Annotated in this window: 17 protein-coding genes and 1 pseudogene (1 of these 18 only partly in view); 7 read left to right on the forward strand and 11 right to left on the reverse strand. The window is 61.6% G+C overall.

Annotated elements, in window-relative coordinates; all coding sequences use genetic code 11:
- Nucleotides 1-3 precede the first annotated feature (3 nt).
- From coaA to hisB, 7 genes are read right to left on the reverse strand one after another with little or no spacing between them, the layout of a single operon-like run.
- Nucleotides 4-999 (reverse strand): type I pantothenate kinase, encoded by a 996-nt coding sequence (coaA, locus tag ACK83U_RS16675; RefSeq protein WP_112400225.1) that lies wholly within the window; start codon nt 997-999, stop codon nt 4-6.
- Nucleotides 1,000-1,006: 7 nt separating this feature from the next.
- The gene (locus tag ACK83U_RS16680; RefSeq protein WP_112607006.1) at nt 1,007-1,321 is read right to left on the reverse strand and encodes a phosphoribosyl-ATP diphosphatase; all 315 of its coding nucleotides are present in this window, start codon (nt 1,319-1,321) and stop codon (nt 1,007-1,009) included.
- Between the two features lie 14 nt (nt 1,322-1,335).
- On the reverse strand, nt 1,336-2,124 hold the full coding sequence (gene hisF / locus ACK83U_RS16685) for an imidazole glycerol phosphate synthase subunit HisF (RefSeq protein WP_112607008.1): 789 nt from the start codon (nt 2,122-2,124) through the stop codon (nt 1,336-1,338).
- A complete protein-coding gene (gene hisA / locus ACK83U_RS16690) occupies nt 2,121-2,864 on the reverse strand; it encodes a 1-(5-phosphoribosyl)-5-[(5-phosphoribosylamino)methylideneamino]imidazole-4-carboxamide isomerase (protein ID WP_112607010.1) in 744 nt (247 codons plus the stop codon). Before hisA ends, hisF begins: the two co-directional genes overlap by 4 nt.
- Before the next feature lie 25 nt (nt 2,865-2,889).
- Nucleotides 2,890-3,540: an imidazole glycerol phosphate synthase subunit HisH gene (hisH, locus tag ACK83U_RS16695; protein ID WP_112414765.1), complete on the reverse strand. Its 651-nt coding sequence runs from the start codon at nt 3,538-3,540 to the stop codon at nt 2,890-2,892.
- Between the two features lie 2 nt (nt 3,541-3,542).
- Nucleotides 3,543-4,040, reverse strand: a complete 498-nt coding sequence (locus ACK83U_RS16700) for a DUF2628 domain-containing protein (RefSeq protein ID WP_112607014.1) — start codon at nt 4,038-4,040, stop codon at nt 3,543-3,545.
- Nucleotides 4,041-4,064: 24 nt separating this feature from the next.
- Nucleotides 4,065-4,673 (reverse strand): imidazoleglycerol-phosphate dehydratase HisB, encoded by a 609-nt coding sequence (gene hisB / locus ACK83U_RS16705; RefSeq protein WP_112607016.1) that lies wholly within the window; start codon nt 4,671-4,673, stop codon nt 4,065-4,067.
- Between the two features lie 213 nt (nt 4,674-4,886).
- Here hisB and hslV point away from each other — a divergent pair, with 213 nt between their 5' ends.
- The 6 genes and pseudogenes from hslV to ACK83U_RS16735 all read left to right on the forward strand — a co-directional run bounded on the left by hslV (nt 4,887) and on the right by ACK83U_RS16735 (nt 13,779).
- Nucleotides 4,887-5,417 carry an ATP-dependent protease subunit HslV gene (gene hslV / locus ACK83U_RS16710; protein ID WP_112338568.1) on the forward strand — a complete coding sequence of 177 codons (531 nt, stop codon included), beginning with the start codon at nt 4,887-4,889 and terminating at the stop codon, nt 5,415-5,417.
- Between the two features lie 44 nt (nt 5,418-5,461).
- Nucleotides 5,462-6,772: an ATP-dependent protease ATPase subunit HslU gene (gene hslU, locus ACK83U_RS16715; protein ID WP_075853300.1), complete on the forward strand. Its 1,311-nt coding sequence runs from the start codon at nt 5,462-5,464 to the stop codon at nt 6,770-6,772.
- A gap of 163 nt (nt 6,773-6,935) precedes the next feature.
- Entirely contained in the window at nt 6,936-7,889 is a 954-nt protein-coding gene (locus ACK83U_RS16720) for a DUF1402 family protein (protein WP_112607018.1), read from the forward strand.
- A gap of 119 nt (nt 7,890-8,008) precedes the next feature.
- A pseudogene (locus ACK83U_RS16725) lies at nt 8,009-9,402 on the forward strand (cytochrome P450).
- Between the two features lie 86 nt (nt 9,403-9,488).
- Nucleotides 9,489-11,492: a hydantoinase/oxoprolinase family protein gene (locus ACK83U_RS16730; protein WP_112607068.1), complete on the forward strand. Its 2,004-nt coding sequence runs from the start codon at nt 9,489-9,491 to the stop codon at nt 11,490-11,492.
- Between the two features lie 118 nt (nt 11,493-11,610).
- Nucleotides 11,611-13,779, forward strand: coding sequence for a malate synthase G (locus ACK83U_RS16735; RefSeq protein ID WP_112607022.1), 2,169 nt, complete (start codon nt 11,611-11,613; stop codon nt 13,777-13,779).
- A gap of 84 nt (nt 13,780-13,863) precedes the next feature.
- On the opposite strand, the gene ACK83U_RS16740 is transcribed toward ACK83U_RS16735, so the two are convergent.
- A complete protein-coding gene (locus ACK83U_RS16740; protein ID WP_112338657.1) occupies nt 13,864-14,538 on the reverse strand; it encodes a L,D-transpeptidase in 675 nt (224 codons plus the stop codon).
- A gap of 181 nt (nt 14,539-14,719) precedes the next feature.
- Between ACK83U_RS16740 and ACK83U_RS16745 the strand changes: the two genes are divergently transcribed.
- Nucleotides 14,720-15,307: an MmcB family DNA repair protein gene (locus ACK83U_RS16745; protein WP_412474681.1), complete on the forward strand. Its 588-nt coding sequence runs from the start codon at nt 14,720-14,722 to the stop codon at nt 15,305-15,307.
- A gap of 59 nt (nt 15,308-15,366) precedes the next feature.
- On the opposite strand, the gene ACK83U_RS16750 is transcribed toward ACK83U_RS16745, so the two are convergent.
- The 3 genes from ACK83U_RS16750 to hrpB all read right to left on the reverse strand — a co-directional run.
- The gene (locus ACK83U_RS16750; RefSeq protein ID WP_015338224.1) at nt 15,367-15,954 is read right to left on the reverse strand and encodes an ActR/PrrA/RegA family redox response regulator transcription factor; all 588 of its coding nucleotides are present in this window, start codon (nt 15,952-15,954) and stop codon (nt 15,367-15,369) included.
- Nucleotides 15,955-16,029: 75 nt separating this feature from the next.
- A complete protein-coding gene (locus ACK83U_RS16755; protein ID WP_412474862.1) occupies nt 16,030-17,322 on the reverse strand; it encodes an ActS/PrrB/RegB family redox-sensitive histidine kinase in 1,293 nt (430 codons plus the stop codon).
- A gap of 47 nt (nt 17,323-17,369) precedes the next feature.
- On the reverse strand, nt 17,370-18,408 hold the final stretch of the coding sequence (hrpB, locus tag ACK83U_RS16760; protein WP_112607026.1) for an ATP-dependent helicase HrpB. Its footprint extends 1,427 nt past the window's final position; the window shows 1,039 of its 2,466 coding nt (coding positions 1,428-2,466); its start codon lies beyond the right edge, outside the window; the stop codon is at nt 17,370-17,372.

Here is an 18,408-nt window from a genome sequence, read left to right on the forward strand (position 1 = left end):
GCCTCAGAGCTTTCTGAGCGCCACCTGCTCGATCAGATGATTCTTGCCCTTCTGCAGGATAAGATCGGCACGCGGGCGCGTCGGCAGGATATTCTGGCGCAGGTTCTTCAGGTTGATGTTCTTCCAGAGCCCCTCGGCGATCGCCAGCGCCTCTTCCTCGCTGATCGAGGCATAGCGATGGAAGAAGGAGTTGGGATCGCGGAAGGCGGTCTCCCGCAGTCGCATGAAGCGGGCGACATACCAGTTGTGGATGAGCTCCTCGTCGGCATCGATATAGATCGAGAAATCGAAGAAATCGGAGACCATCGGCACGATCTTGCCATCGGCCGGCAGATGCCGCGATTGCAGCACGTTGATGCCCTCGAAGATCAGGATATCCGGGCGGTCGACCGTCTTGAATTCATTCGGCAGCACGTCGTAGACGAGGTGCGAATAAGAAGGTGCCTGCACATTCGGCTGGCCGGCCTTGATCGCCGAGAGGAAACGCAGCAGTGCTGCGGTATCGTAGCTTTCCGGAAAGCCCTTGCGCTGCATCAGGTTGCGGCGCTGCAATTCGGCGTTCGGATAGAGAAAGCCGTCCGTGGTGACCAGATCGACCTTCGGGCTCGACGGCCAGCGGCCCAGCAATTCTTTCAGGATACGAGCTGTCGTGGACTTGCCGACGGCGACCGAACCGGCGATGCCGATGACGAAGGGCGTCTTAGCAATATCGGAGAGGCTGAGGAAGCGGTTGCGCTGCTCGAACAGGATCTGCGAGGATTCCACATGCGAGGACAAAAGCCGCGACAGCGACAGATAGATGCGCCTGACTTCGTCAAGATCGATCGGGTCGCCCATGGAGCGCAGTCGCTTCACTTCGTCTGATGTCAGCGTCAGCGGCGTGTCGGCCCGGAATTTCGCCCATTCTTCCGAGGAAAAGAAGTAGTACGGCGAATAGGCCTTCGCCTCGAAAATATCGAGTGTCTCGGGCGCGGGCTCGCTCTTGGTCGCTATTGTCATCGCGTTCTTACCGGCTGGCCTTTTCCTGAAGGCCGGATTGGGCGGTGCGCCTTTCGAGCTCACCCATGACATTCTCTAACGGAATGCCGGCAATCTTCAATACGACTAAAAGATGATATAGCAGATCGGCCGCCTCGTAGGCGAGGTTGTCGCGATCGTTGGTGACCGCGGCCATCACGGCTTCGATCGCTTCTTCGCCCAGTTTCTTCGCTGCCTTCGGCTGGCCGGCGGCGAAAAGCTTCGCCGTCCAGGATTCGTCCGGCGAAGCCTTGGAGCGTTCCTCGATGATTCGTTCGAGGTCGGAAAGGGTAAATCCGCTCATTGGTCCGCTGTCTCCTAATCCAGCCGCATCGGAATGCCGCGCTCGGCCATATAGCGCTTTGCCTCGCCCACCGAATAGGTGCCGAAGTGGAAGATCGAAGCGGCAAGCACCGCCGTCGCATGGCCTTCCTTGACGCCGGCAACGAGGTCGTCGAGATCGCCGACGCCGCCTGAGGCGATAACCGGCACGCGCACCGCATCGGCAATCGCCCGTGTCAGCTCCAGATCGTAGCCGACCTTGGTGCCGTCGCGGTCCATGGAGGTGACAAGCAGCTCGCCGGCACCGCGCTCGACCATCTTGCGGGCAAAATCGACGGCATCGATGCCGGTCGCAATGCGGCCGCCGTGGGTGTAGATTTCCCAGGCGCTCAGATTGTCGCCGCCGAGCGCCTCGGTCCGCCGCCGCTTGGCATCGATGGATACCACGATGCACTGGTTGCCGAACTTGTCGGCCGCTTCAGCCACGAAATCGGGATTGTTGACCGCCGCCGAGTTGATCGAAACCTTGTCGGCGCCGCAGAGCAGCAGCTTGCGGATATCGGCAATGGTGCGCACGCCGCCGCCGACCGTAACGGGCATAAAGCACTGCTCGGCGGTGCGGGCGACAACATCGAAAATGGTGTCGCGATTGTCGGAAGAGGCCGTGATGTCGAGGAAGCATAGCTCGTCAGCACCGGCGGCGTCATAGGCCTTGGCAGCCTCGACCGGATCGCCGGCATCGATAAGATTGACGAAGTTGACGCCCTTGACGACGCGGCCGTCCTTGACGTCGAGGCAGGGGATGACGCGGGCTTTCAGGGTCATTGCGCTGCCTCCTTGGCCTGCTTGATCAGCGCCAGTGCTTCTTTCGGATCGATCCGGCCATCATAAAGCGCGCGGCCGGAAATCGCACCTTCCAGTTTGCGGGCGTCCGGCTGGATCATGCGCTTGATATCGTCGAGCGAGGCAAGCCCACCGGAAGCGATGACGGGGATGGAAACGGCATCGGCCAGTTCCAGCGTCGAGGCCCAGTTGATGCCGGTCAAGATGCCGTCGCGGTCGATGTCGGTGTAGATGATCGCGGCAACGCCGACACCTTCGAATTTCCTGGCGAGTTCGATGACGCCGAGTTCGGAGGCTTCGGCCCAGCCCTCAACCGCCACCTTGCCGCCCTTGGCATCGATGCCGACAGCAATATGGCCCGGATAACGCCGGCAGGCTTCGACGACAAGCGCTGGATCGCGCACTGCCACGGTGCCGAGGATAACGCGGGCAAGCCCGCGCGACAGCCAGTTTTCGATGTGGTCGAGCGTGCGGATACCGCCGCCGAGCTGCACCGGGTTCTTCGTCGCCTTAAGAATGGCATCGACGGCGGCGCCGTTGACGGTCTCGCCAGCGAAGGCGCCGTTGAGATCGACGACATGTAGCCATTCGAAGCCCTGGTCTTCAAAGGCTTTCGCCTGGGCACCGGGATCGGGGTTGTAGACGGTCGCCTGCTCCATGTCGCCGAGCTTGAGGCGCACGCATTGGCCGTCTTTTAGGTCGATAGCAGGAAAAAGAATCATGATGTCTGTCCTTGAAGCGCGAGCCTTACGGCTTCCAGCGCAGGAAATTGGCGATCAGGGCAAGGCCGAGCTTCTGGCTCTTTTCCGGATGGAACTGCGAGCCGGCCATATTGTCGCGACCGACGAAGGCGGTCATCGCGCCGCCATAGCTTGTGGTCGCGATGACGTCGTCGCCGTGGTCGGCTGCCAGATGATAGGAATGGACGAAATAGGCGTGCAGCCCGTCGGGGCCTGTGGGTATGCCGTCGAACAGCGCATGCGGGTGGCGGAGATCCAGCGTATTCCAGCCGATCTGCGGGATTTTCAGGTTGGGATCGCTCGGCGTCATTTCCTTGACGTCACCCTTGATCCAGCCGAAGCCTTTCGTGATCGTCTTTTCCAGCCCGCGCGACGACATCAGCTGCATGCCGACGCAGATGCCAAGGAAGGGGCGGGCCTTGTGTTCCACGACGTCGGCGACGGCTTCTGCCATGCCGGGCACGGCATCGAGGCCATGCCGGCAATCGGCATAGGCGCCGACGCCGGGAAGCACGATGCGATCCGCGGTGGCAACGCGCTCGGCATCATCGGTCAGGTCGATCTCGGCGTCGATACCTGCCTCGCGGGCAGCTCGCTCGAAAGCCTTGGTGGCCGAGCGCAGATTGCCGGAACCATAGTCGATAATCGCGACCCGCATGGTCAGCGTCCTCCGTCATAGCCGGGAAGGCCGAAGCTCGGGCCTGGGCGGCTGGTATTGGTGTTTTTGGCCGGGATATCCCAATTTTCGGAACGGATATTCCGGTTTGGCTGCTGCTCAAGTTCGGAAAAGTGGATTTGCTCTGCAGTTGCCAGATCGGGTGCAGAGACGAGGTTTTCAACCTTCCAGCCGCGGCCGATGAGACGCTCGCTGATCGCATGCGGGCCTTCCAGAGCGACAAGAACATGCACGCCAAGCAAAAGTGTTGCCCCCGCGGCGAAAAAGCCCGGCTGACGCATCAGTTCCAGCGCAATACCCTGCAGCAGAACGACGGCGATCGCGTACAGCCAAAGCCGGTGGAAGAGCATCCAGAGCGTCGGAAACAGGAAAGCCGTCCATGAAAAGCCGTCGCGGATGAATCGTGTTTCGTCGCGATACCGATCCGATGCTTCGGATCGGTTCGTCGCTCCAGGCGGAGTCAAAATCAGATAGCTTGCCATTTCCTCAATTCCCCAGTTCGGGGCTCAGGCGAGCGTGCCTTTCGTCGAGGGCACCCGGCCTGCCTGCCGCGGATCGATCTCGGTTGCGGTACGCAATGCGCGCGCAACGGCCTTGAAGCATGTCTCGGCTATATGGTGATTGTTGGCGCCATAATGGTTGAGGATATGCAAGGTGATGCCGGCATTCTGCGCCAGCGCCTGGAAGAATTCGCGCACCAGTTCGGTATCGAAGGTGCCGATCTTCGGCGCGCTGAACGAGACGTTCCAGACGAGGAAGGGCCGGCCCGAGAGATCGACGGCCGCCTTCGTCATGGTCTCGTCCATGGTGAGGTCGATCGAAGCGTAGCGCGTGATGCCGCGCCGGTCGCCCAGCGCCTTGGCAATCGCCTGGCCGATCGCGATGCCGGTATCCTCGACGGCATGATGATCGTCGACATGCAGGTCGCCCTTGGTGTCGATCTCCATGTCGATCAGCGAATGTCGCGACAGCTGTTCCAGCATATGGTCGAAGAAGCCGACACCCGTCGAAATCGTCGATTTGCCGCTGCCGTCGATGTTGACGGAAACGGAGACCGAGGTCTCGTTGGTCTTGCGGGAAACGCTTGCCGTGCGGCTCGCTGCGGTCTCTGCCATGGGCTGCTCCATCGGAATACGGCCGTTCCTTATCAGGCGTATCGGGAAATATCCAGAAGTTACGCAAGGGCCTTACGCGTTTAGCCGGCTTGCCGCCATTATTCGGGCGCGGTTGCCATTTGCAATCGCCAAAACCCCTCTTACATAGGTGCTGACGGGGCCGATACGCGGCCCGGCAGAAAGCCCGCCGAAACGGGGGCAAACAGGTGTTAAATGACGACAATCGTGACTATTCGCAAGGACGGCAAGGTCGTGATGGCTGGCGATGGCCAGGTCAGCCTTGGCCAGACCGTGATGAAGGGCAATGCGCGCAAGGTTCGCCGCATCGGCAAGGGCGATGTAATCGCCGGTTTCGCCGGCGCGACTGCCGATGCCTTCACGCTGCTCGAACGGCTTGAAAAGAAGCTCGAACAATATCCCGGCCAACTGATGCGCGCCGCCGTCGAGCTCGCCAAGGACTGGCGCACCGACAAATATCTGCGCAATCTCGAAGCCATGATGCTGGTTGCCGACAAGAACATAACGCTCGCCATCACCGGCAACGGCGATGTGCTTGAGCCCGAACACGGCGCCATGGCAATCGGCTCCGGCGGCAATTTCGCCCTCGCTGCTGCCCGTGCGCTGATGGATAGCGACAAATCGGCTGAAGACGTCGCCCGCCGCGCCCTCGATATCGCCGCCGACATTTGCGTCTACACGAACCACAATGTGGTCGTCGAAACGCTCGATGCCGAAGCCCAATAAGTTCCTCTCTTGATAGTTTCTAGCCCTGATAGGGAACATACGAAATGACCACTTTTTCCCCCCGCGAGATCGTTTCCGAGCTCGATCGCTATATTGTCGGCCAACATGAGGCCAAGCGCGCCGTGGCGATTGCGCTGCGCAACCGCTGGCGTCGCCAACAGCTTGAGCCTGAGCTGCGCGACGAAGTCATGCCCAAGAACATTTTGATGATCGGTCCCACCGGCGTCGGCAAGACGGAAATCTCCCGCCGCCTTGCGAAGCTCGCGGGCGCCCCCTTCATCAAGGTCGAAGCCACCAAGTTCACCGAGGTCGGCTATGTCGGCCGCGATGTCGAGCAGATCGTCCGCGATCTCGTCGAAGTCGGCATCGGTTTGGTGCGCGAAAAGAAGCGCGCCGAGGTGCAAGCCAAGGCGCATATGAGCGCCGAAGAGCGCGTGCTCGATGCGCTGGTTGGCGCCACCGCCTCGCCGGCAACGCGCGACAGCTTCCGCAAGAAGCTGCGCGACGGCCAGCTTGACGACAAGGAAATTGATATCGAGGTGGCCGATACCGGCTCCGGCATGCCCGGCGGCTTCGAGATCCCCGGCATGCCCGGCGCCAATATCGGCGTACTCAACCTCTCCGAAATGTTCGGCAAGGCCATGGGCGGCCGCACGAAGAAGGTGCGCACGACGGTCAAGGATTCCTACAAGGAGCTGATCCGTGACGAGTCCGACAAGCTGATCGACAATGAGGCGATCCAGCGCGAAGCCGTGCAATCCGCCGAAAATGACGGCATCGTCTTCCTCGACGAGATCGACAAGATCGCCGCCCGCGATGGTGGCATGGGTGCCGGCGTCTCCCGCGAAGGCGTGCAGCGCGACCTGCTGCCGCTGGTCGAAGGCACGACGGTGTCGACGAAGTATGGCCCGGTCAAGACCGACCATATCCTCTTCATCGCCTCCGGTGCCTTCCATGTCTCGAAGCCTTCGGATCTTCTGCCGGAGTTGCAGGGCCGCCTGCCGATCCGCGTCGAGCTCCGCCCGCTAACCAAGGAAGACTTCCGCCGCATCCTGACGGAGCCGCAGGCAAGCCTCATCCGCCAGTACAAGGCACTGATGGAAACGGAAGACCTGAAGCTCGACTTCACGGATGACGCGATCGACGCTCTCGCCGATGTCGCCGTGCATCTGAATTCGACCGTCGAGAATATCGGCGCCCGCCGCCTGCAGACGGTCATGGAGCGGGTGCTCGACGAGATCTCCTACAACGCCTCGGATCGCGCCGGGGTATCGATAACCATCGATGCCGCCTATGTCCGCGAGCATGTCGGTGACCTCGCCACCAACACCGATCTGTCCCGCTTCATTCTGTAAGCGGGCCGGCAGAAGCGATTTAAGACAGTAAACACTCGACAGCGGGCCGTTAACTTTTTAGTTAGGGGCCCGTTTCTTTGTGTCGCGTGGCTTTATTCGGCCAAGATTATCCGTCAGGCAACCGCACGGAAACATCGGTTTAAACTTCGACAGGACAGCCATCTTGCGACGGATACTGATCACTCTTCTTCTGGCAATTGTCAGCCTTTCCTGGATACCAGCCTATGCGGAGGCGGCGACCGCGGTGCCCCCGGGCAACCGCAATGCCGAGCAGCCGCCGGTTCCCGGCGCTTCGGTCCGGCGGACCCGCGGCACGAATTCGAGCTTTGAGCGCAAGTATCAGAAAGTCCGCGAATTACTGGCGACCGATACGAAGCTAATGGCAAAGATCAAGTCGACAGCGCGGGCCTATGGTATCGAGCCCATCCACATCATCGGCGCGCTCGTCGGCGAGCATACCTACAATGTCGATGCTTATGATGGCCTGCAGTCCTATTACGTCAAGGCTGCCTCCTATGCCGGCCAGAGCTTCCGCTTTGCCTATAATGGCGAAAACGTCGACGATTTCGTTGCGCGGCCGCAATTCGATGCCTGCAAGGGCAAGAGCGATTCCTACAGCCTCTGGACCTGCCGTGAGGATGTCTGGGAAGATGACTTCCGCGGCAAGACCGTCGGCGGCACATCCTATCCCGACAATCGTTTCAGCGCGGTCTTCTTCCAGCCCTTCTATGCCGGTCAGACTTTCGGCCTCGGCCAGGTCAATCCGCTGACGGCCCTTGAGCTATCGGATCTCGTCAGCCGCACCTCGGGCATCCCGAAGCTCAGCGAGAAGGATGCCGGCGGCGTCTACAAGGCGATCATGGACCCGGACCTGTCGCTTGCCTTCGTCGCGGCCTCGATCCGCAAGTCGATCGATGACTACCGCTCGATCGCCGGCATGGATATATCAGGCAATCCCGGCGTCACCGCGACGCTCTACAATCTCGGCAATTCCCGCAAGCGCGCCGCCGCCCTTGCTGCCAAGAACCGCGGCTCCTCGCAGCCGGTCTGGCCCGAAGAAAATTACTATGGCTGGCTCATCAATGATAAGCTGAGCGATCTGAAGTCGCTTTTGTAAGCACTCAGCGCGACGTTTTATCGTCTGGATTTGGCAGGCGGCGTTCCCCATATCGAACGGGTACGCAGCTCCCGCTGTGTTTGTTACGGCAATCGCCGGATTTCGAGGAGAGTTGATCCATGGATATGATTCCGGAAGCCTTCTCTCCGCCGGCGCCGATCCCGCGTACCATTCCGCCATCGCGATGGACGATCATCAAAACCATCCTGCGCAACCGCTCGAACTCTGGGGCGAGCCGTCCTATACGCTGCCCTGGATCAAGACGAAGTTCTTCAACGAGCGGACGCTCATCGTCAACGATCCCGGCCTGATCAAGCATGTTCTGGTCGATAATGCAGCCAATTATCGCATGGCCGATATCCGCCAGCTCGTGCTCCGGCCGATCCTGCGCGATGGCCTGCTGACGGCGGAAGGGCCGGTCTGGAAGCGCTCGCGCAAGGCTGTGGCACCGGTGTTCACGCCACGTCACGCGCAGGGCTTCGCCGGCCAGATGCTGAGCCAGAGCCTGGAATATCTGCAGAAATACGAGGACATCGGCGCGGAGGGCGCCGTGTTCGATATTGCCACCGACATGACCGAATTGACCTTCGCCATCCTGGCAGAGACCTTGTTTTCCGGCGAGATCGTCACCGAAGGCGAGCATTTCGCCGATGAGGTCAATGAGCTCCTGCATCGCATGGGCCGGGTCGATCCGATGGATCTTTTGCGCGCCCCTGCCTGGGTGCCGCGCATCACCCGCATCGGCGGCCAGCGCGTGCTCGACAAGTTCCGCGGAATCGTCCGCACCACCATGGATCAGCGGCTGGACAAGATGCGCCGGGATCGCGCCAGCGCGCCGGACGATTTTCTGACGCTGCTGCTCGAAAAGGCCGGTCCGGATGGACTGACCATGGAGGAGATCGAGGACAATATCCTCACTTTCATCGGCGCAGGCCACGAGACAACAGCCCGTGCCCTTGCCTGGACGCTCTATTGCGTCGCCAATAGCCCGCATATTCGCGAGGCCATGGAAGAGGAAATCGATCGTGTGCTGGCAACCGATGCCGAGCCGGTCGCCTGGCTCGACCTGATGCCGAACGTCCGCGCCGCCTTCGAGGAGGCGATGCGCCTCTATCCGCCGGCTCCGTCGATCAATCGCGCCGCCATCGCGGATGACGAATGGGTGAGCGACAAGGGCGAGCGCGTGACGATGGAGAAGGGAATCACCGTCCTCATCATGCCCTGGACGCTGCATCGCCACGAGCTCTACTGGGAAAAGCCGCGCGCCTTCATGCCGGAGCGCTTTCTTCCGGAGAACCGCGCGAAGATCAACCGCTTCCAGTACCTGCCCTTCGGCGCCGGTCCGCGCGTCTGCATCGGCGCCACTTTCGCGCTTCAGGAGGCCGTCATCGCCCTTGCCGTCATGATGCGTCGCTTCCGCTTCGACCTGACTGATGAGACCGATCCCTGGCCGGTGCAGAAGCTCACGACGCAGCCGCGCGGCGGATTGCCGATGCGGGTGACGAGACGATAGGACTGTTTTTGCCGCTTGCCAGCTAGCGGCCCGGCCCGGAAGGGTGCAATAACGATATCGCAGTGCATTCAAGGCTGGATATTGTCGTGACATCTCACTTCCTGCTCGGCATTGATACGGGTGGAACCTACACCGATGCCGTTCTCTTCCATGAAACCGAGGGCGTGGTCGCCAAGGCGAAATCGCTGACGACGCGGCATGATCTGGCCGTCGGCATTGCCGGCGCCGTCGATGCCGTCATCGCCAAGGCCGATATTCCCGTTTCGGCCATCGGCCTCGTATCGCTGTCGACGACACTCGCCACCAACGCATTGGTGGAAGGGCAGGGCGGTCGCGCCGGCCTGGTCATGATCGGTTTCGGCCCCGAGGATCTCAAGCGTAATGGCCTTGCGGAAGCGTTGGGCTCCGATCCTGTGCTGTTCCTCCCCGGCGGCCACAATGTTCACGGCAGCGAAAACCCGCTCGATCTGACGGCGCTGCGCGATGCGTTACCCGATTTGGCGAAGTCGGTGTCGTCCTTTGCCGTCGCCGGCTATTTCGCCGTGCGGAATCCGGCTCATGAAATCAGGGTGCGCGATTGCATCCGCGAGATCTCGCATCTGCCGGTCACCTGCAGCCATGAACTCTCTTCCAAATTGGGTGGCCCGCGCCGCGCCCTGACGACGCTGCTCAATGCTCGCCTCGTCTCGATGATCGACCGCCTCGTCGGCGCCTGCGAAGGGTTTCTGGCGACGCGCGGCATTGCCGCGCCGATGATGGTGGTGCGCGGCGATGGCGCCTTGATTTCGGCCGATGAAGCCAAGCTCCGCCCGATCGAGACGATCCTCTCGGGTCCGGCGGCAAGCCTCGTCGGCGCGCGCTATCTCACCGGCCTCGACAATGCCGTCGTTTCCGACATCGGCGGCACCACCACCGATGTCGCCGTCATGGAGGATGGCAGGCCGCGTCTGGATGCCGATGGTGCCGTGGTCGGAGGCTATCGCACCATGGTGGAGGCCGTTGCCATGCGCACTTATGGCCTTGGCGGCGATTCCGAAGTGAAGATCAACGACCGCGGCCTCGTCGCCGCCTTCGAACTCGGTCCGCGCCGCTTGTTGCCGCTGAGCCTCGCCGCTCACATGCATGGCGATGCCGTCTTGAATGTCCTGGAGCAGCAGCTGCGGGCGACGCATCTCGCCCGCAACGCCGGCCGCTTTGCGCTGCGCACCGGCGTGCCGGATCATCTGGCAAGCGGCCTTACCGGACCAGAGCAGGCGCTGTTTGATCGCATCGGCGCCGTTCCCGTGGCGCTCGACAAGCTCCTGACGATGACGTCGCAGAAGGCGACTTTGGATCGGCTTGTCGCGCGAGGCCTCGTGCATCTGAGCGGCCTGACGCCTTCCGACGCCATGCACGTGCTCGGCGGGCAAAACCAGTGGAATGCAGAGGCTGCCCGCCTTGGGCTCGCTCTGGCGATGCGGCTGAAGGATGGTTCGGGACGTCTCATCGCCGAATCTGTCGAGGAATTGGCGCAGAAGATCGTCGATCGCCTCACCCGCCAGTCGGCCGATGTCATTCTCGCCGCCTGCCTTGCTGAAGATGGCGTGGCCGATCTGGATCCCGCGAAATCCATCTCCATCGACCGCGCCCTTCGCCGCGCGCCGGGGATCGCCCGCTTTGCCATTTCGCTCGATCGGCCGCTCGTCGGCCTCGGGGCTTCCGCTCCGGTCTATTATCCTGCGATCGCGAAGATGCTGGCGACCGAGAGCGCCATTCCCGGCGATTCGGATGTGGCCAACGCCGTCGGTGCAGTCGTCGGCCAGGTCCGCACCAGCGTCACCGTTTTCGTCACCATGCCGGAGGATGGCATCTATGTGCTGAACGGCGCCGGCGAAAGTCTACGCTTCACCAATGAGGATCGGAGCTTCGCCGATGCCCGCTCGCGCGCCATCGAGGCGGCAATGGCGCAGGCAAGGCTGAATGGTGCCGTGGATCTGGTGGTTGCGGTGGCCGAGCAGGTAGATGCGCCGGAGGTCGAAGGCAGCCGCAAGCTGATCGAAGCGCGCTTTATTGCCACCGCCAGCGGCCGTCCCCGCATTGCCACGGACTAATTATTTCCCGAGTGGCATAAATCTTTCGAACTATTGCCAAATTGACAGAAGTGAAACCGTGAGCAAAGTGGCAACATGTAAAAATTGAGCCGTAACACGGCCTTGAGGAGTATATGGCATGAGCCGCATTGAAAAACACGGGCTTCAGATCGAACAGGTCCTCTACGATTTCCTCGTCAAGGAGGCGCTGCCCGGTTCCGGCGTGGATGCGGAGGCCTTCTTCGCCGGCTTTTCCAAGATCGTCCACGATCTCGCGCCAAGGAACCGTGAGCTTCTCGCCAAGCGTGACCGCATGCAGGCAGCACTTGACGATTGGTACCGCAAGAACGGCGCCCCGGTCGATCTCGCCGCCTACGAAGCCTTCCTGCGCGAGATTGGCTACATCGTGCCCGAAGGCCCGGCCTTCACGATCTCGACCGCCAATGTCGACCCGGAAATCTCAGAGATCGCCGGCCCGCAACTCGTCGTTCCCGTCATGAATGCCCGCTATGCCCTGAACGCGGCCAATGCCCGCTGGGGATCGCTTTACGACGCGCTCTACGGCACCGATGCCATTCCCGAGACCGATGGCGCGGAAAAGGGCAGGGGTTACAATCCCAAGCGCGGCGAGAAGGTCATCGCCTGGGTTCGCGATTTCCTGGATTCCACCGTGCCGCTTGACGGTACCAGCTGGAAGGATGTCACCGGTCTTGCGGTCAAAGATGGCGCTTTGGCGATCGCGACCAACGGCGGCGCCGTGAAGCTGGCCGATGGCAGCCATTTCGCCGGCTATCTCGGTGATGCCGCTGCCCCCACCCATATCCTACTGAAGCAGAACGGCATCCATATCGAAATCGTCATCGACACGGGTACGGCCATCGGCAAGTCCGATCCGGCCGGCATTTCCGATGTCCGCCTGGAATCGGCAATCACGACGATCATGGACTGCGAGGATTCGATCGCAGCCGTCGATGCAGAGGACAAGGCGGAGGTTTATCGCAACTGGCTCGGCCTGATGAAGGGCGATCTGACAGAGGAAGTCGCCAAGGGCGGCAAGACCTTCACGCGCCGGCTGAACCCCGATGTCGTTTATACCGCGCCGGATGGCAGCACCTTCGACCTGCATTGCCGCTCTCTGATGCTGGTCCGCAATGTCGGCCACCTGATGACCAATCCAGCCATTCTCGACCGCGATGGCAACGAGGTGCCGGAGGGCATCATGGACGCCGCCATCACCGGTCTGATCGCGCTCTACGACATCGGCGCGAACGGCCGCCGCAAGAATTCCCGCACCGGCTCGATGTATGTCGTCAAGCCGAAGATGCACGGGCCCGAAGAGGTCGCCTTCGCTGTCGATATCTTTACGCGCGTCGAAGACCTGCTCGGCATGCCCAGGAACACCATGAAGATGGGCATCATGGACGAGGAGCGCCGCACGACGGTCAACCTCAAGGAAGCCATCCGCGCCGCCCGCGAACGCGTCGTCTTCATCAATACCGGCTTCCTCGATCGCACCGGCGACGAGATCCATAGCTCGATGGAAGCCGGCCCGATGATCCGCAAGGGCGATATGAAGCAGGCGGCCTGGATCGGCGCCTACGAGAACTGGAACGTCGATATCGGCCTTGAATGCGGCCTTTCCGGCCATGCCCAGATCGGCAAGGGCATGTGGGCCATGCCGGACCTGATGGCCGCCATGCTCGAGCAGAAGATCGCCCATCCCAAGGCCGGCGCCAACACCGCCTGGGTGCCGTCGCCGACCGCCGCCACGCTGCACGCCACCCATTACCACCGCGTCAATGTCGCCGATGTCCAGAAGAGCCTGAAGAGCCGCGCCCGCGCCAAGCTGTCAGACATCCTCTCCGTGCCGGTCGCCTCGCGGCCGAACTGGACGCCGGAGGAAATCCAGCGCGAGATCGACAACAACAGCCAGGGCATTCTCGGCTATGTCGTGCGCTGGGTCGATCAGGGCGTCGGCTGCTCCAAGGTGCCTGACATCAACAATATCGGCTTGATGGAAGACAGAGCTACCCTGCGCATCTCGGCGCAGCATATGGCCAATTGGCTGCACCACAAGGTCATCAGCGAAGCGCAGATTGTCGAAACGATGAAGCGTATGGCCGCCGTCGTCGATCAGCAGAATGCCGACGATCCCAATTATATTCCCATGGCCGGCAATTTCGACGACTCCGTCGCCTTCCAGGCAGCGCTCGATCTCGTCCTCAAGGGACGCCAGCAGCCAAACGGCTATACCGAACCGGTCCTGCATCGCCGCCGCATCGAGCTGAAGGCAAAGCAGGCCGGATAGGCCTGCCGGAGGGCAGCTGAAAAACGCAAACAAAAAAGCCGCCGGACGATATCCGGCGGCTTTTTCAATGCGAATTCCCAGTGATTACTGGATCACGACAACCTTGGTGCTGCGGCCCGGAAGAACGCGGCTGTAGAGATCGATCACGTCCTGATTGATCAGGCGGATGCAGCCGGAGGAGGCGGCGGTGCCGATGGAAGCCCATTCCGGCGTGCCGTGCAGGCGGAACAGCGTGTCCTGGCCCTTTTCATTGTAGAGATACATGGCGCGCGCGCCGAGCGGGTTCGACAGGCCCGGGTTCATGCCGCCATCGACGTACTTGGCGATTTCCGGACGGCGAACAGCCATTTCCTTCGGCGGATGCCAATTCGGCCATTCCTGCTTCCAGGCAACATAGGCGGTGCCGGACCAGGAGAAGCCCTGCTTGCCGACGCCGATGCCGTAGCGCATCGCTTCGCCATTGCCGAGGATGTAGTAGAGGTGACGCTCGCGCGTGTTGACGATGATCGTGCCTTCGGCCTCATCCGTCTTGTATTCGACGATCTGACGGCGGAACTGCGGCTTCACCTTCTGGATCGGGATCGCCGGCAGCTGAAAGCCATTGTCGGTCGTCACACCGTAATCGCCATCGAACGTCTTGATGGTCTCGGTAGCCGAATTGGCGGTAGCGGCCGGCGCTGCTGCGGCGGTGGTGGCATAGCCAGCCGATGCGAGCATTGCGACAAGGCCGAGTGCGGTCATAGCATTACGGATGCGCATGGAAGTCTCTTGAATTTTCGTGGCGGGAAACGGATGGCTATCAACCATCTTTGTCTAAAGTTTATTTTCCATTAAACTTAGCTTTGCAAGCTGCTCTGGCCCTACAAAAATAGCGCCGGCGCGCAAATTAGAAGGACATGGTTTTTTTGCAACAACGCCAGGCCTGTCCCCGAGACAATTCATGACGATTTTGAACGTTTACAATAACAATCCGTTAATAGATGGCCGGCAGTCGGAACGGGCCATGCTTGTACGCAAGGGCGTGCAACTATTACTGCACGACATGCGTCACGCCGTGCTACCCGAGCTGCCGCTCGCCAGCGGTCGCCGCGCCGATCTCATCAGCCTTTCGGAAAAGGGCGAGATCTGGATCATCGAGATCAAGACCTCGATCGAGGATTTCCGCGTCGACCGCAAATGGCCCGAATACCGGCAGCATTGCGACCGGATGTTCTTCGCGACGCACAAGGACGTGCCCCTGGATATCTTCCCGGAAGATTGCGGGCTGTTTCTGTCAGATGGTTATGGTGCCCATATGATCCGCGAGGCGCCGGAGCATCGCCTGCCGCCGGCGACGCGCAAGTCGGTAACGCTCAACTTCTCCCGCGCTGCCGCCCAGCGCCTAATGCTGGCCGAGTGGGCAACGGGTAAAGATTTTGCCTTCTCCCCTCAGGGGTCCGAAGGACGGGTCGAGACCGGTGGCTCGACCCTGGTTAGTGCCCGCCCTTCGATAGCTCGGGACGCCGATGAGAGGGGCGAGGAGCTCTAGCTTCGAGTGATTTTTGCAACTCGCACTTACAGCGTCCTTCTCCCGAGGCAAAGTATGCTCTATTTCGGCGCCCGCTTGGCAAGGATGCGCTGCAAGGTGCGGCGATGCATGTTGAGGCGTCGGGCCGTCTCGGAGACATTGCGCTCACACATTTCATAGACGCGCTGGATATGCTCCCAGCGCACGCGGTCCGCAGACATCGGGTTTTCGGGCACTTCGGCCTTTTCACCGGGGCGCTGCGTCAGCGCGGCATAGACGTCGTCTGCATCGGCGGGCTTGGCGAGATAGTCGAGAGCGCCGAGCTTGACGGCGGTCACTGCCGTCGCGATGTTGCCATAGCCCGTCAGCACCACAATATGTGTGTCGTCCCGACGCTGGCGGATGGCTTCGATCACGTCGAGTCCGTTGCCGTCGCCGAGGCGAAGGTCGACCACGGCATATTTCGGCGGGGTCGCCTTGGATTTGGCAACGCCTTCCGCGACGGATTCCGCCGTCTCGACTGCAAAGCCGCGTGTCTCCATTGCCCGCGCCAGCCGGCGCAGAAAGGGGCCGTCGTCGTCGACGATCAGCAATGTAGCATCCGGGCCGATATGGGCCTCGGCATCCTTGGCCCCTGCTTGCGGGGCCACGCTTTCCTTATCCGTCATTTTATCTTCTATCCCGGCGACCATCCGCCTGCATATTCAACCAATTTTGACGATGGCAGTTTTAGGCCGCGAAAATCATTTTGTCGAATTACTGTCGATTAACACGCGCGGCCATTCGACGCGGACGCGCGCTCCCGGCGTCTCCGCATCGCGATTGCTAAAGGAAAGTGTAGCGCCAGAGCGTTCCAGCAAGGTCTTGGCGATGAAGAGCCCGAGCCCGAGCCCGCCTGCCGTGTCGTCGCGCTGGCGGGAGGTGACATAGGGTTCGCCGATCCGCGCCAGTATTTCCGGCGAGTACCCGCCGCCATCGTCCTCGATGATAATAGTCAGAGTTTCGGCGGTGTATTCCACCGTGACGGTCACAGTTTTGCGGGCATAGTCGACCGCATTTTCGATGAGGTTGCCGAGGCCGTACATGATGCCGGCATTGCGTGACAGAACAGGTTCGCCCGCCCGCGGGCTCTTCTCGATGAATTCCAGGGTGATTCCGAATTCGCGGTGCGGCGCGATAACCTCTTCCATCATCGAAGACAGGGTCAGCCGCCGCATATGCGCCTCATCCTCCGAAGAGAGTGTCGTTAGCCGCCGCAGGATGTCGCGGCAACGCTCGCTCTGGCTGCGCAGCAGTGCCACATCCTCCCGGAACCGATCGTCTTCCCGGAGTTCCCGCTCCATCTCTTTGGCGACGACGCTGATCGTCGCAAGCGGCGTGCCGAGTTCGTGTGCGGCCGCTGCCGCCAGCCCATCCAGCTGCGACAGGTGCTTTTCCCGCTGCAGCACCAGCTCCGTCGCTGAAAGAGCATCCGCAAGCTGCGAGGCCTCCATAGAGACACGGTAGGCATAGAAGGCGGCAAACGCCATGGTGGAGGCAATTGAGCACCACACGCCCAGCTGCATGACGCTATGCACGCTGACCGAAACGCCTTCATACCAAGGCAAGGGAAAGGGAGAGAATGCCAGAGCGGTAATGCAGATCATCGCAAGTCCGATGAGCGGCATGCTGTAGCGGATCGGCTGCGAGGCAAAGGAAATGATGACGGGCACGCAGACCAAGGCTGAGAAAGGGTTGGAAAGCCCACCGGTGATTAAGAGCAGCCCGCAGAGCTGCAGCAGATCGAGGCTGAGCAGCGCGAAGGCCGCCGGCGGTTCCAGCCGGTGCGTCGGCGGGTAGCGTAGCGTCAGGAAGAAATTGATCCAGGCAAGGCAGGCGATCAGCACGCAGCATGGGAGAAGCGGCATCGGAAATTTCAGCCAGAAAGCAACGATCATGACCGTCACCGTCTGGCCGCCGACTGCCAGCCAGCGCAGCCGCACCAGCGTCTGCAATCTCAGCCGCCGGCTGGTATGATGGCCCTCCTGTGCCTTCATTTCGGCTTCGGAGAGTTTTTCCAGTCCCCGGAAGAAGCGTGCCATCGTCAGGTCCCCCGTGGCTTGGCGCGTGTTGTCGGCAAGGCCTCGGCCGGATCCTCCGGCCAGGGATGCCTGGGATAGCGGCCGCGCATGTCGGCGCGGACATCCTTCCAGGATCCGGCCCAGAAGCCCGGCAGGTCGCGCGTCGTCTGGATCGGGCGATGTGCGGGCGATGTCAATTCCAGCACCAGCGGCAATCTGCCGCCGCCGATGGCCGGATGCTGCTTCAGCCCGAACAGCTCCTGCACGCGGATGGTGAGCAGCGGCTCTTCGCCGTCATATTGTATGGGATGGCGCTGACCGGTGGGCGCCTCGAAATGCGTCGGCGCCATCCGGGAGAGATCGCGCTGCAGCTCGTGCGGCACCAGCGACATCAGTCCATTGGAGAGTCCGCCGGCCGAAATATCGGAGAGGCCGCGCACATCGCTTTGAAACGGCGTGAACCATTCGTCGAGTCGGGCAAGCAGCGCCTCGTCGCTCATGTCGGGCCAGGGCTCGCCGATCGTCCTGTATAAGAAGCCGATCCTGTCCCGCAGCTGCATCGCTTCCTTGGAGAAAGGCAGGACGTCAATGCCGAGTTCGCGAATACCTTCGGTCAGCGCTTTCGCCGCCTGTTCACCGGAGGGGCGGGGCAGGGGCGTTTCCTCGAAGATGATGGCGCCGAGCCTTGTCGCCCGCCGCGCCCGCACCTGTCGGCTCGCTCTATCGAAAAAGCTTTGATCTTCGGTGCGGATCTCGCCCGGCAAATGCTCTTCGACATCGGCGCGGGAAATCTCCGCCGCCGCCAGTATGCGCGCCTGCGCCGCACGTCCGGTCAAGTCGGCAATGACAAGCATCTGCGCGCCGGCAAGCCGCTCGGTTTCCGGCAGCTCCGCGCCGCGCCCATTGGCCATGACGAAACGTCCTCGCCCGCCGCGCTGCAGCGCGATCCGATCGGGAAAGGCATGCAGCAGCAGCGCGCCGGCAAGCGGAGGAGTAGAAGCGGCAAAGCCGCCATTGCCGCCGGCAGCCTGAGCAAGGCGCCCGGCCAGCCGCCGCGCCGCC

The sequence above is a fragment of the Rhizobium sp. WW22 genome, assembly GCF_047041135.1.
Lineage (GTDB): Bacteria > Pseudomonadota > Alphaproteobacteria > Rhizobiales > Rhizobiaceae > Rhizobium.

Bases quoted from the DNA above. Each gene is read 5' to 3' on its own strand.
- coaA (WP_112400225.1), bottom strand. From the start codon at position 999: ATGACAATAGCGACCAAGAGCGAGCCCGCGCCCGAGACACTCGATATT.
- ACK83U_RS16680 (WP_112607006.1), bottom strand. From the start codon at position 1,321: ATGAGCGGATTTACCCTTTCCGACCTCGAACGAATCATCGAGGAACGC.
- hisF (WP_112607008.1), bottom strand. From the start codon at position 2,124: ATGACCCTGAAAGCCCGCGTCATCCCCTGCCTCGACGTCAAGGACGGC.
- hisA (WP_112607010.1), bottom strand. From the start codon at position 2,864: ATGATTCTTTTTCCTGCTATCGACCTAAAAGACGGCCAATGCGTGCGC.
- hisH (WP_112414765.1), bottom strand. From the start codon at position 3,540: ATGCGGGTCGCGATTATCGACTATGGTTCCGGCAATCTGCGCTCGGCC.
- ACK83U_RS16700 (WP_112607014.1), bottom strand. From the start codon at position 4,040: ATGGCAAGCTATCTGATTTTGACTCCGCCTGGAGCGACGAACCGATCC.
- hisB (WP_112607016.1), bottom strand. From the start codon at position 4,673: ATGGCAGAGACCGCAGCGAGCCGCACGGCAAGCGTTTCCCGCAAGACC.
- hslV (WP_112338568.1), top strand. From the start codon at position 4,887: ATGACGACAATCGTGACTATTCGCAAGGACGGCAAGGTCGTGATGGCT.
- hslU (WP_075853300.1), top strand. From the start codon at position 5,462: ATGACCACTTTTTCCCCCCGCGAGATCGTTTCCGAGCTCGATCGCTAT.
- ACK83U_RS16735 (WP_112607022.1), top strand. From the start codon at position 11,611: ATGAGCCGCATTGAAAAACACGGGCTTCAGATCGAACAGGTCCTCTAC.
- ACK83U_RS16740 (WP_112338657.1), bottom strand. From the start codon at position 14,538: ATGCGCATCCGTAATGCTATGACCGCACTCGGCCTTGTCGCAATGCTC.
- ACK83U_RS16745 (WP_412474681.1), top strand. From the start codon at position 14,720: ATGACGATTTTGAACGTTTACAATAACAATCCGTTAATAGATGGCCGG.
- ACK83U_RS16750 (WP_015338224.1), bottom strand. From the start codon at position 15,954: ATGACGGATAAGGAAAGCGTGGCCCCGCAAGCAGGGGCCAAGGATGCC.
- ACK83U_RS16755 (WP_412474862.1), bottom strand. From the start codon at position 17,322: ATGAAGGCACAGGAGGGCCATCATACCAGCCGGCGGCTGAGATTGCAG.